Source organism: Lysobacter spongiicola DSM 21749, from assembly GCF_900167055.1.
Classification (GTDB): domain Bacteria; phylum Pseudomonadota; class Gammaproteobacteria; order Xanthomonadales; family Xanthomonadaceae; genus Novilysobacter; species Novilysobacter spongiicola.
In genome coordinates this window covers 599,506-612,371 of the sequence record NZ_FUXP01000001.1, presented here as the reverse complement: position 1 = coordinate 612,371, position 12,866 = coordinate 599,506, and the positions used below count along the sequence as shown (strand labels likewise).

Sequence of the window (12,866 nt, the reverse complement as noted above, 5' to 3'; positions counted from 1 at the left end):
GAGCTCGCGTTGCGCACCGCATTGTGCCATCGGCGGCTCTGCGTCTGGGCCATCGTCCGTGCTGGACACGGCGGTTGCAGGTGCCGGGACTGTGCTAACTTCCGCTGCAGGACGGGCATGGATGCTTCCCGCCGCAGTCCCCCACGGCGGCCGGGCGCGCACCCGCCTCAAGTCGCCGCCGCAAGGCCGGCCTCTAATGCTGTGTCATGGCAAGGGGACAACATGATGAATATGAAACCCACCCGCTCGATGCTCGCAAGCGCAGTGCTGGTGGCGCTTGCCATGGGCGCTGCACCCGTGGCTGCCCAGGAGGCGGAAGCGCCCGCCGCGACGGAGGAGCAGCGCCCCACCACGTTGTCCGGACTGACCGTTACCGCGCAGAAGCGTGAGGAGCAGTTGCAGGACGTGCCGGTCGCCGTGACCGCGCTGGACGAACAACTACTGCAGGACACCGGCATCCGCGACATCAAGGACCTTCAGGTGCTGGTGCCGGGCCTGACCGTGACCAGCACCCAGAACGAGGCCATCACGACTGCCCGCATCCGGGGTATCGGTACGGTGGGCGACAACGTCGGCCTGGAATCCTCGGTCGGCGTGGTGATCGACGGCGTCTACCGGTCGCGCAACAGCGTCGGCTTCGGCGACCTCGGCGAGCTCGAGCGGATCGAGGTCCTCAAGGGCCCGCAGGGAACCGTTTTCGGCAAGAACACCTCGGCCGGCGTCATCAATGTGGTGACGCGGCGACCCAGCTACACCCAGTCCGCCGAGGCCGAAGTCACCGCCGGAAATTACGGCGCGATGGGGGTGGCCGGCTACTACAACGATGCACTGAGCGACAACGCCGCTTTCAGCGTCTATGCCGCCAAGCGCAAGCGCGACGGCTGGATGGACGTGGTCACCGGCAAGGGACCGCGTACGGAGACAGAGGACTACGACCAGAACTACCACCTGCTGCGCGGCCAATTGCTGTTGGAGCCGACCGACAACGTCGATGTCACCTTCATCGCCGACTACACCAGTCGCGAGGAGAACTGCTGCACCGCCGTGCAGCTGGTGACTGGCGGCACCGCCCCGGTGATCAACGCGCTGGGCGGTGGCAACGCGATCGCGATCCCGGCCGATCCGTTCGCCCGCGTCGCCTACAGCAATCGCAGCACCGAGCAGGACATCAAGGACAAGGGCATTTCAATGCAGGTCGATTGGGAGTCGCCGTGGTTCGGCGGCGCCACCCTGACCTCGATCACCGCCTCGCGTGACTGGCAATCGATCAACGGCCTGGACTTCGACTTCACCACCGCCGACCTGCTGTACCGGGAAGCCGACGCGGACGAATCCTTCAGCGGCTTCGAGAACTTCAGCCAGGAGTTCCGCCTGACCGGCGCCTCCGACTCGGTCGACTGGATGGTCGGGCTGTTCTACTCGGACGAAGATCTCACGCGGAACGACTCCTACCGGATCGGCGCGGACTACGAGCCCTACCTGTCGACCCTCGTCGGCTCGCAGGTACTTGGGGGACTCGCACAGCAACTGGCGCCGTTCGACATCGATGTCGACATGTCGAACCCCGCGCTGTTCATGTCGCAGGTCAGTGGGCAGCCCTTCGGCAGCAACTTCGCCGGGTTGGGCGCGCATGACCGCTACAAGCAGGACGCCCGCAGCCTGGGCCTGTTCACCAACAACACCTGGCACGCTACCGATGCGCTCGACCTGACGCTCGGGCTGCGCTACACCACCGAAAAGAAGGAGCTGAGCTCGGTCTACTCCAACCCCAACGGAAGCGTGGGTTGCGGCTCGGTGCTGGCCAATCCCGCAGGGCGGGTGGCGGCGGCGCTGATGGCGCGCGGGGTACCGATCACGTCGCTCCCACCCGAGCTGCAAGCGCAGATCCTGGGCGCCGTGGCGCCGCAGGTCGCCGGTTACATGTGCCTGCCCTGGGCCAACGCGCTGCACAACGGACGTGTCACCGACCAGGATCGGGAAGAGAAGGAGTGGTCGGGCACCGTCAAGGCGGCCTACCGCTGGAACGAGCACGTCATGACCTACGCCTCCGCGGCGCGTGGTTACAAGGCGGGCGGATTCAACCTCGACCGCGTGCAATCTTCGAACGGCCTGTCCAGCGGCGGGTCGGGAATCACCCCCGTGGACGACACCTCGTTCCCGGGTGAGTTCGTGGACAGCTTCGAACTGGGTGCCAAGACCACCTGGGCCGACGGCAACCTGCTGCTCAACGCCACGCTGTTCCACCAGACCTACGAGGACTTCCAGCTCAACAGCTTCCTGGGTACCAGCTTCGTGGTCCGATCGATCCCGGAGGTGGTGTCGCAGGGTGTCGACGCCGAGCTGATGTGGCAGCCTGCCGCGGTGGATGGGCTGATGCTGCAGGGCGGCCTGATGTACGCCGATACCACCTATGCCGATGACATTCCCGGCGCGGACTTCGCCCCCGGCGGACAGCTGTACAAGCTGCCGGGCAACCAGGCGAGCTTTGCCCCGGAATGGTCCGGCACGGCATCGGCGACCTACGAGTGGGGCTTCGGTGCCGACCTCGTCGGGCGGTTCAACATCGGCGCCAAGTACATGTCGGACTACAACACCGGTTCCGACCTGGACGACGAGAAGCACCAGGATGCCTTCACCGTATTCAACGCACGGCTCGGGTTCGGTGCCGCGGACCGCAGCTGGATGGTCGAGCTGTGGGGCCAGAACATCTTCGACGAGGACTACGTGCAGGTGGGCTTTGACGGACCGCTGCAGGCGATCGGTTCGCCGGAGCCGGGCGACCCGATGAATACCTACAACGCCTTCCTCGGCGCACCGGCGATGTACGGCGTGACTTTCAGGATGAGGTACTAGCCTGCGGAGGAGGGCGCGCGGGTCGTGCCGGTGACGGTATAGTCCGCGAATGAGCAAAGACGCCTCCGACGACGCACTGCGCAGCCTCGCCGAGCAGGTCGGCGAGGCTGCGCGGCACCACCACCACCGGCTGGTTGCAGCGGAAAGCTGCACAGGCGGGTGGATCTCCAAGACGCTCACCGACGTTCCCGGGTCGTCCGCATGGTTCGAGTGCGGCATGACCGCCTACAGCTACGAGGCCAAGCAGGCGATGCTCGGCGTCCAGCCCAGCACGCTGGAAGAACATGGCGCAGTGAGCCGGGAGACCGCGATCGAGATGGTGTCCGGTGCCCTCGTGCATTCCGGCGCCAGCCTTGCCGTGGCGGTGACGGGTATCGCGGGCCCGGGAGGCGGTACCGATGACAAGCCGGTCGGGACGGTATGGATCGCCTGGAAGCGCAGGGGAGGGTACCCGACCGCACTGGTGTTCCACTTCGAGGGCGACCGGGAATCGGTGCGTCGGCAGACCGTGGCTGCCGCGCTGCACGGGCTGCTCGACCTGGCGAACTGAGCGGCGCTTGCAGCGTCCGGGGTTCATTAGTAGCATTACTACTAATGAACCCCCTGACTGATACCCAGCGCGCGATCCTCACCCTCATTGCCGAGCGCATCAGCGAGGAAGGCATGCCGCCCTCCCAGGCTGAAATCGCGCGGGCGATGGGGTTCTCCAGTGTCCGGGCAGCCCAGTACCACCTCGAGGCGCTCGAGCAGGCGGGTGCCATCCAGCGCCTTCCCGGCAAAGCCCGCGGGATCCGGCTGCTCCAGCCGCATGTTGAAAACGAGGTCGGTTCCGCGGTCACCCCCGACACCGGTGATGCGCTGCTGCTGCCGATCCTTGGGCGGGTGGCGGCAGGGGCACCCATCGGTGCCGACGCCGGTATCGACGATCACCTGCTGCTCGACCGCAACATCTTCTTCCCGTCACCGGATTACCTGCTGAAGGTGAGTGGGGATTCGATGCGTGATGAAGGCATTTTCGACGGCGACCTCATCGGCGTGCACCGCACGCCCGAGGCCAGGAATGGCCAGATCGTCGTGGCCCGCATCGATGACGAGATCACGGTCAAGCTGCTGAAGGTCGGCAAGGACCGTATCCGCCTGCTGCCGCGCAACCCGGACTACCAGCCGATCGAGGTGTTGCCCGACCAGGACTTCGCCATTGAGGGGCTCTACTGTGGCCTCGTGCGCCGTGGTCGCTGAAATGCCCGGGCACGGCGCGGTGTTTTCCGACCCCGTCGCGATGCCTGGACCGATGCGGCCGGCTCGCCTCCATCTCCCAACATCCACCCCAGGGCCACTGTCGCAATCCGTGCGACCGGCTCCCCCTAATCTGGACGCACTCAACTGATGGCATCAAGGACAACGACAATGGACGACAACAAGAAGCGTGCGCTGGCCGCAGCCCTGGGCCAGATCGAGAAGCAGTTCGGCAAGGGGTCGGTCATGCGCATGGGCGACCGCGTCGTGGAAGCCGCCGAGGTGATCGGGACCGGTTCGCTGATGCTGGATATCGCGCTGGGCATCGGCGGCCTGCCGAAGGGACGCGTGGTCGAGATCTACGGACCGGAATCCTCGGGCAAGACCACGTTGACGCTGCAGGCTATCGCCCAGTGCCAGAAGGCGGGCGGAACCGCGGCGTTCATCGATGCAGAGCACGCGCTTGATCCGGTCTACGCCGCCAAGCTGGGCGTCAACGTCGAGGACCTGCTGCTGTCGCAGCCCGATACCGGTGAGCAGGCGCTGGAAATCGCCGACATGCTGGTGCGCTCCGCCGCCGTCGACATCGTCGTGGTGGACTCGGTCGCCGCGCTGACGCCGCGTGCGGAAATCGAGGGCGAGATGGGCGACCAGCTCCCGGGCCTGCAGGCCCGCCTGATGAGCCAGGCACTGCGAAAGCTGACCGGCAATATCAAGCGTTCCAACACGCTGGTGGTCTTCATCAACCAGCTGCGCATGAAGATCGGCCAGATGATGCCGGGACAGAGCCCCGAGGTGACCACCGGCGGCAATGCCCTGAAGTTCTACGCATCGGTGCGTCTGGACATCCGCCGCATCGGTTCGATCAAGAAGGGCGACGAGATCATCGGCAACCAGACCAAGATCAAGGTGGTCAAGAACAAGCTGGCGCCCCCGTTCAAGCAGGTCATCACCGAGATCCTGTATGGCCAGGGCATCTCCCGCGAAGGCGAGCTGATCGACATGGGCGTGGAAGCCAAGCTGGTCGAGAAGGCCGGCGCCTGGTACAGCTGCGGTGACGAGCGGATCGGGCAGGGCAAGGAGAACGCCCGCCAGTACCTGAAGGACAATCCTGAAGTGGCTGCCCGGCTGGAAGCGGCGTTGCGCGAGAAGTTCGTGCCGGCGGAAGCCCGTCCGGAGGAGTCGGACGCCGCCGAGGTCGAGGCCTGACCAGGCCTCGGCTTGACTGATGCCGGACGAACGTCCCGACAATGAAGGCGCCGACGGCGGCCTGTTCGGTCCCGGCGGCGCCACCGGCCGGCGGCGAAAGCGCCAGCCCCAGACCCCGATGCAGCGTGCATTGGGGCTGCTGGTGCGTCGCGAGCATTCACGCAAGGAGCTGGTGCGGAAACTGGTCACCCGGGGGCTGGATGCCACCGAGGTGGAGCAGGCGGTGGACCGGCTTGCCGAGGCGGGATGGCAGGACGACAACCGGTTTGCCGAGAACATCGTCCGCGCGCGCGCCAATGCAGGCTACGGCCCGATCCATATCCGCGCCGAGCTCGGCACGCACGGGCTCGACAGCGACGCCATCGATGCCGCGATGGAGACGTTCGACGGGGACTGGCTGGAGAACGCACGCGAACTGGTAGTGCGCCGGTACGGGGAATCCGTCCCCGATGACCTGCCCCTCCGGCGGAAGGCGGCGGACCTGCTCATGCGGCGCGGGTTCCCCGGCCAGGTCGTGCAGGCCGCCACGCGGTGGGATCCAGACGACTGAGGCAGCGGCTCGACCTGCCTGATACGCTAAGAGGCTTTCCGCAGTTGCCGATGCGGCCCATGGCCCCCATGCTCGGGGATCGGGCGCACGCGCCTGCCCAGCCCCTTCTTATCCGTGCCAGGCATGAACAACAGACCCAGCATCAGCACCAGCGACATCCGCCGTGACTTCCTCGAGTTTTTCCGGGACAGGGGCCACACGATCGTACCGTCCGCACCGCTGGTGCCGGCGAACGACCCGACCCTGCTGTTCACCAACTCCGGCATGGTGCAGTTCAAGAACGTCTTCCTCGGCAGCGAGAAGCCGGGCTACGTGCGGGCGGCCGACGTGCAGCGGTGCCTGCGCGCCGGGGGCAAGCACAACGATCTCGACCAGGTCGGCTACACCGCCCGGCATCACACCTTCTTCGAGATGCTGGGCAACTGGTCGTTCGGCGACTACTTCAAGAAGGATGCGATCCATTGGGCGTGGGAACTGCTGACCCAAGTCTGGAAGCTCCCGGCCGAGCGCCTGCTGGTGACCGTCTACCAGACCGATGACGAGGCCTACGACATCTGGAAGGACGAGATCGGCATCCCGCCCGAGAGGATCGTCCGCATAGGCGACAACAAGGGCGCGCCGTTCGCCTCCGACAATTTCTGGCAGATGGCCGACACTGGTCCGTGTGGGCCGTCCACCGAGATCTTCTACGATCACGGCGACCAGCACTTCGGCGGCCCTCCGGGCTCCCCTGACGAAGACGGCGATCGCTTCATCGAGATCTGGAACCTGGTGTTCATGCAGTTCGACCGCCAGCCCGATGGCACGCTGGCGCCACTGCCAGCGCCCTGCGTCGATACCGGCATGGGCCTGGAGCGGCTCGCGGCCATCCTGCAGGGCAAGCACGGGAACTACGAGATTGACCTGTTCCAGCACCTGATCGCCGCCGCCGGTCGCCTGACCGATACCACGGATCTCGACAACAAGTCGCTGCGCGTCATCGCCGACCATATCCGTGCGTGTGCGTTCCTGATCGTGGACGGGGTGTTGCCCTCCAACGAAGGCCGGGGCTACGTGTTGCGCCGGATCATTCGCCGCGCCCTGCGCCACGGCTGGATCCTCGGCAGGAAGCAGCCCTTCTTCCACCACATGCTGGAGCCGCTGATCAAGGTGATGGGCGAGGCGTATCCGGAGCTGGGCAAGAACCGCGAGATCATCGCGCGGGCACTGCTCGCCGAGGAGGAGCGCTTCGCCGAGACGCTGGACTCCGGCATGCGCATCTTCGATGAAGTGGCGGCGCGCTGCGACGGTGTCATTCCGGGCGCGGACGCGTTCCGGTTGTACGACACCTATGGTTTCCCGGTGGACCTCACGGCGGATATCGCCCGTGAACGCGGCCTTTCCATCGATATGGCGGGCTTCGACGAGGCGATGGAGCAGCAGCGGCAGACCGCACGCGCGGCGGGCAAGTTCGGTGGCGCGGTGTCCATCCCGGCCGAACTGGTCGCACAGCTGCGGCCCACGGAGTTCCTCGGATACGACTGCCTCACCGACGGCGGGCTGGAAGTGGTCGCGCTGCTGAAGGATGGGCGTCCGGTCGATGCCATCGAGGCTGGCGACGAGGCGGTGGTGATTCTCGATCGAACGCCGTTCTACGCCGAGAGCGGTGGCCAGATGGGCGATGCCGGCGAGCTGGACATGCAGGGCACCCGTTTCGTCGTCGGCGATACGGTGAAGCTCGCAGGTCAGTTCCATGGCCACGTCGGCCGTTTGTCCGATGGCACGATCAAGCGAGGTGACCACGTGCTTGCGTCGGTTGACGAGTCGCGTCGGCGGGCCATCGTGCTCAACCATTCCGCGACCCACCTGCTGCACGCGGCCCTGCGCGAGGTGCTCGGAGAGCACGTCGCGCAGAAGGGTTCGCTGGTGGCTCCAGAGCGCCTTCGGTTCGACTTCTCCCATTTCCAGCCGGTGTCCGCCGAAGAGCTCGCGCGGGTCGAGCAGCGCGTCAACGAGGAAATCCGCGCCAACCACGAGGCGGAGATCCGCCACATGGGCATGCAGGACGCCCTCGACTTCGGCGCGATGGCGCTGTTCGGGGAAAAGTACGGCGACGAGGTCCGGGTGTTGCGCATGGGCAGTGCTTCGACAGAGCTGTGCGGCGGCACCCATGTCTCCAGGACGGGTGACATCGGGCTGTTCAAGATCGTGTCCGAAGGGGGCGTGTCCGCCGGTGTCCGCCGCATCGAAGCGGTGAGCGGCCAAGGCGCGCTGGATCACGTCGCCGCGGAGCAGCGGCGGCTGGACGAAGCTGCGAGGCTGCTCGGCGGTACCAGCGCGGAAATCACCGACAGGGTCCGTGCGCTCGTGGAACGGCAGAAGCGCCTGGAGCGGGAGCTCGAAGCCGCCCGCGCCAAGGCCGCCTCCGGAGCGACTTCCGGCCTGGCGGACTCGGCCGTCGAGGTTGGTGGGATGAAGGTCCTGGCCGCTCGCCTGGAGGGCCTGGATGCCAAGGCGCTGCGGGACACGCTCGATCGGTTAAAGAACCAGCTGGGTGATGCCGTTATCGTCCTTGCAGGGGCCGTGGATGGAAAGGCGGCTCTTGTCGCCGGCGTCAGCGGTGCCGCCCTGGGACGTATCAAGGCTGGGGAACTGTTGGCCCACGTCGCCAGCCAGGTCAATGGCAAGGGCGGTGGCCGTCCGGACATGGCCCAGGGCGGTGGCGAGGACAGTCCCGCGCTCCCGCAGGCGCTGGCCGGTGTTCCGGGCTGGGTGGAGGCGAAACTGTGCTGAACGTGTCCACAAAAGCATGACTTCCTTCGCTTGTTGGGATGTCCCGACGCGCGGATAATTGACGTTTACATGGCAACCGGCTGAGCTTGCGTATGATCACGGGCAAGGCCCGCCGGTGCACGAAGCGCCGGTACAAGGAGAATTCCAAATGTTGATCCTGACGCGTCGCGTCGGCGAGACCCTGATGATCGGCGACTCGGTGACCGTCACCGTGCTGGGCGTCAAGGGCAACCAGGTACGTATCGGCATTACCGCGCCGAAAGATGTGGCGGTGCACCGCGAAGAGATCTACCAGCGCATCCAGCGTGGCGAGGATGCGGGTTCCGCGGACGCGGGGAACGCCGGCGACTGAACAAAAGGTTTGCCGTGGGTGGGGTGAGCCGTTATGCTCTGCGCCCGCAAACGTTTCATGTCGCGGAGAGTTGCCCGAGTGGCTGAAGGGGCTCCCCTGCTAAGGGAGTATGGGGGTTAAACTCCATCGAGGGTTCGAATCCCTCACTCTCCGCCAGTTCCACTGGCCAAGGTGCAGCAGTTGCATCCGGCCAGGTTCCACCGGCCGCCTCAGGGCGGCTTTGTGTTCCCGGCACCTCGTTTCTCCAGGACCGCGAACGCGATTGGCAGTGAATTTGCAGTAACGGAAACATTGACGGAATGTTCTTCGATCGTCATAATTTTCCGACTACGCGCCCGTAGCTCAGCTGGATAGAGCACCAGGCTACGAACTTGGGGGTCGGAGGTTCGAATCCTTCCGGGCGCGCCATACAAGGCAAAAAAGCCGACGGGTCTCCCGCCGGCTTTTTTGTTGTCCGGGAGCCGAGCCGGGGCCATCGTTGTTGCCTATCGGATGCATCCGATCAAACGATTTCCCGCCGCGGTCCGTCGTGCCTAGGCTTGAGTGGATCCCGCTTCCACCTCGAGCCCAAGATGAGCCAGACCCCCAGACCCTCCCATCCGGTCCTGACCACGACCGCAGGCAGCCCTGTTGCCGACAACCAGAACTCGCTGTCCGCAGGCCCGCGTGGCCCGTTGCTGCTGCAGGACGTCCACCTGGTGGAGAAGCTGGCGCACCAGAATCGCGAACGCATTCCCGAGCGCGTGGTGCACGCGAAGGGGTGGGGGGCGTACGGCACCCTGAGCGTAACCGGCGACATCAGCCGGTTCACCCGGGCGAAGGCATTACAGCCTGGCGCTAAGACCGACCTGCTGATGCGTTTCTCGACAGTGGCCGGTGAAGCCGGTGCGGCGGACGCCGAGCGCGACGTGCGCGGGTTCGCGATCAAGTTCTACACCGAAGAGGGCAACTGGGACCTGGTCGGCAACAACACGCCGGTGTTCTTCATCCGTGATCCGCTCAAGTTCCCGGACTTCATCCGCACCCAGAAACGGCACCCCGTGACCAACCTGCGCTCGGCGACGGCGCAGTGGGATTTCTGGTCGCTTTCTCCCGAGAGCCTGCACCAGATCACCACATTGTTCTCTGACCGGGGGCTGCCCACGGACGTGCGCCACATCGACGGCTTCGGCTCCCACACCTACAGTCTTGTCAACGAAGCGGGCGAGCGCGTCTGGGTCAAGTTCCACTTCAAGAGCCAGCAGGGGCATCGCCACTGGACCAATGCGGAGGCGGCGGAGCAGGTCGGACGCAGCCGAGAAACCACCCAGGAGGACCTCTACGCTGCACTGGAGCGGGGCGAGTATCCGCGTTGGACCATGAAGATCCAGGTGATGACCGATGCCCAGGCAGACGACTGGTCCGAGCGCACCGGCTGGAACCCCTTCGATCTGACCAAAGTCTGGCCGCATGCGGACTTCCCGCTGATCGAGGTGGGCGTGCTGGAGCTCGATCGCAATCCGGTCAACTACTTCGCCGAAATCGAGCAGGTGGCGATGTCACCGGCCAATATCGTCCCGGGCATCGGCTTCTCGCCCGACAAGATGCTGCAAGGAAGGATCTTCAGCTATCCCGATGCGCAGCGGTATCGGCTCGGCGCCCACTACAACGCGCTACCAGTGAATGCGCCCCGGTGTCCGGTGCATCACTACCACAAGGACGGGGCGATGCGCTTCTTCGAGCCGCGCACAGTGGATGCTGATGCGTACTACGAACCCAACTCCGTGGGCGGTCCGAAGCAGGCGCCGGGGTTCGCGGAACCGGCATTGGCGTTGCGTGGCGATGCGGATCGCTTCGACCACCGCGACGGCAACGACGACTACACGCAGCCCGGCAACCTGTTCCGCCTGTTTGACGAGGGCCAGCGGGAGCGGCTGTTCGCGAATATCGCAGCGGCGATGCGCGGCGTGCCGGAGCATATCCAGCGGCGACAGCTGGCCCACTTCGACAAATGCGATCCTGCATACGGTCGCGGCGTTGCGATGGCGCTCGGGTTGGCGGAAGGCGCCGGAAGCGCCGGAGCCACGGGGGCAGCCGCGGAGGTCTCCGTGGCCTGACCCTCGAGGATCAGGCGCCGCCAGTCAGATCCAGGCCGGAGTCGGCGACCAGGGTGCGGGCGACCACGTCGGGGTGCTTCATCCAGTGGAAGTGGTCGGCCCGTGCGCCGAGCGCCGCGGCGTCCAGGGTGCGGACGGCCTTGGGTGGCAGCGGGATCTTCGAAAGCAGGAAACGCATCGAAGATTCCGGTGCCAGCCAGTCCTTCGCGAACAGCAATGCGTTGACCGGTGCGGCGATGGCACCCATGCCGGCTTCGGGTGCCGGTTCCATGCCGTCGACTTCGTAGCGGCCGGTGAGCGCCGTGTGCGCCCAGTGCTCCATGACACCGGGGGCTTCCTGGCCGCCAAAACCGATGCGGCGGCCGGGCAGGGCGCCGTTGCGCCGGGCCAGCCACGGCAGGAACCGATAGGCAAGCGGCAAGCCATAGCGGGTCGGCCGGGGGAACGCGCGCCAGTACGGTGCGCCGCTGGCGACCAGCCACAGGCGATCGGCGATTCCGGGTGAGCGCCCCAGCAGGCAGCAGGCCAGCTGTCCGCCAAGGCTGTGCCCACCGATGATCGTCGGTATGGGAGGCGCACCTTCGGTCATGGCAGCGTGGCTGGCCGGGAGATCGTGCTGCAGCAATTCCGGGTAGCCCCAGTCACTGCCGTTGCCGGCACGCAAGGTGCTGCTGCCGTGCCCGCGCCACTCGTGCAGGAACGTTGCCACGCCCTCCCGCGCCAGGGCATCGGCGAACGGCTGGTAATGGCGTGCCGCCACGCCCAGCGCGGGCAGCCAGAGCAGGGAAGCCACCGGATGCTCCGGCATCGTTGCCAGCAACTCCCACTGATGGCCATCCGCGGCCTCGACCTTCACCGGCGTCGCGTTCGTCATCGTGCTGCCTCCGTCGCGGACATCGCGCCGAAGTGGTCAAGTACCAGCACCTCACTGCGGCCGGGGCGATAGCCGCTGCGCAATGCCCGGTGCACGTAGTGCGATGCGTCCAGGCATGCAGTCTGCAGTGGCTTGCCCAATGCCAGGTTCGCCGCCACGGCCGAGGCCAGTGTGCAGCCGGTGCCATGGGCGTCGACGTCTAGCCGCGGGTTCTCGATACGCCCGATGTCCCTGCCGGGCTCCGAAACCAGGTCGAGCACGTCGCCGCCATCATCCAGGTGCCCGCCCTTGAGGAGGACGGCGGCGGCACCCGCTGCGTGCAGGGCGGCGCATGCGGCGTGCATGGCTTCGCGGTCGGGGATCGGCTGGCCCAGCAGCAGCTCCGCCTCCGGCAGGTTGGGCGTCACCAGCGTGGCCAGTGGCAGCAACCGGCTGCGCATCGCATCCAGGGCGTCGGTCTCCAGCAGGCGCGCGCCGGAGGTGGCCACCATCACCGGGTCCAGGACCACGTGCCCGGGCCGGTGGCGTTCGATCATCGCCGCCACCTCGGCGATGACCTCGGCAGTGGCGAGCATGCCGAGCTTCACCACGGCGACATTGAAGTCGTCGAAGCAGGCATCGAGCTGGGCCCGAAGGAATGCCACGTCCGGTACGTGCACCGAGGTGACGCCGCGGGTGTGCTGCGCCGTCAGGGCTGCGATGGCGCTGAGTCCGTGGACGCGGTGGGCGGCGAAGGTCTTGAGGTCGGCCTGTATGCCGGCGCCACCGCCGGAATCGGAGCCGGCGATGGTCAGGGCGCAGACGGGACGGGGATCGGTATTCATCCGCCCATTGTCCCCGAACCGCAGGCATATGTAGGAGCGACTTCAGCCGCGACCGGAACGCGCCGCACAGACGCCGCCTCCTCGATCGCGGCTGAAGCCG

10 protein-coding genes and 2 tRNA genes are annotated in these 12,866 nt (G+C 66.3%); 10 read left to right on the top strand and 2 right to left on the bottom strand.

What is annotated here, in order from left to right; translation table 11 throughout:
* The first annotated feature begins 225 nt into the window (after positions 1 to 225).
* The 10 genes from B5D37_RS02855 to B5D37_RS02810 all read left to right on the top strand — a co-directional run bounded on the left by B5D37_RS02855 (position 226) and on the right by B5D37_RS02810 (position 11,068).
* Positions 226 to 2,853, top strand: coding sequence for a TonB-dependent receptor (locus tag B5D37_RS02855; protein ID WP_078757457.1), 2,628 nt, complete (start codon positions 226 to 228; stop codon positions 2,851 to 2,853).
* A 49-nt stretch (positions 2,854 to 2,902) separates the two neighbouring features.
* Positions 2,903 to 3,403 (top strand): CinA family protein, encoded by a 501-nt coding sequence (locus B5D37_RS02850; RefSeq protein ID WP_078757165.1) that lies wholly within the window; start codon positions 2,903 to 2,905, stop codon positions 3,401 to 3,403.
* A gap of 44 nt (positions 3,404 to 3,447) precedes the next feature.
* Positions 3,448 to 4,092 (top strand): transcriptional repressor LexA, encoded by a 645-nt coding sequence (gene lexA / locus B5D37_RS02845; RefSeq protein ID WP_078757164.1) that lies wholly within the window; start codon positions 3,448 to 3,450, stop codon positions 4,090 to 4,092.
* A gap of 168 nt (positions 4,093 to 4,260) precedes the next feature.
* Positions 4,261 to 5,298 carry a recombinase RecA gene (gene recA, locus B5D37_RS02840; protein ID WP_078757163.1) on the top strand — a complete coding sequence of 346 codons (1,038 nt, stop codon included), beginning with the start codon at positions 4,261 to 4,263 and terminating at the stop codon, positions 5,296 to 5,298.
* Positions 5,299 to 5,317: 19 nt separating this feature from the next.
* A complete protein-coding gene (gene recX / locus B5D37_RS02835) occupies positions 5,318 to 5,848 on the top strand; it encodes a recombination regulator RecX (protein ID WP_078757162.1) in 531 nt (176 codons plus the stop codon).
* Positions 5,849 to 5,971: 123 nt separating this feature from the next.
* Positions 5,972 to 8,620, top strand: a complete 2,649-nt coding sequence (gene alaS, locus B5D37_RS02830) for an alanine--tRNA ligase (protein ID WP_078757161.1) — start codon at positions 5,972 to 5,974, stop codon at positions 8,618 to 8,620.
* A 148-nt stretch (positions 8,621 to 8,768) separates the two neighbouring features.
* Positions 8,769 to 8,972 carry a carbon storage regulator CsrA gene (gene csrA / locus B5D37_RS02825; protein WP_078757160.1) on the top strand — a complete coding sequence of 68 codons (204 nt, stop codon included), beginning with the start codon at positions 8,769 to 8,771 and terminating at the stop codon, positions 8,970 to 8,972.
* Positions 8,973 to 9,036: 64 nt separating this feature from the next.
* Positions 9,037 to 9,128 (top strand) — tRNA-Ser (locus B5D37_RS02820).
* Positions 9,129 to 9,303: 175 nt separating this feature from the next.
* Positions 9,304 to 9,380, top strand: a tRNA-Arg gene (locus tag B5D37_RS02815).
* Positions 9,381 to 9,544: 164 nt separating this feature from the next.
* On the top strand, positions 9,545 to 11,068 hold the full coding sequence (locus tag B5D37_RS02810; protein ID WP_078757159.1) for a catalase: 1,524 nt from the start codon (positions 9,545 to 9,547) through the stop codon (positions 11,066 to 11,068).
* A gap of 10 nt (positions 11,069 to 11,078) precedes the next feature.
* On the opposite strand, the gene B5D37_RS02805 is transcribed toward B5D37_RS02810, so the two are convergent.
* Both B5D37_RS02805 and thiD read right to left on the bottom strand, forming a co-directional pair.
* Positions 11,079 to 11,942, bottom strand: coding sequence for an alpha/beta hydrolase family protein (locus B5D37_RS02805; RefSeq protein ID WP_078757158.1), 864 nt, complete (start codon positions 11,940 to 11,942; stop codon positions 11,079 to 11,081).
* Positions 11,939 to 12,766: a bifunctional hydroxymethylpyrimidine kinase/phosphomethylpyrimidine kinase gene (gene thiD / locus B5D37_RS02800; RefSeq protein WP_078757157.1), complete on the bottom strand. Its 828-nt coding sequence runs from the start codon at positions 12,764 to 12,766 to the stop codon at positions 11,939 to 11,941. Before thiD ends, B5D37_RS02805 begins: the two co-directional genes overlap by 4 nt.
* Positions 12,767 to 12,866: the final 100 nt, after the last annotated feature.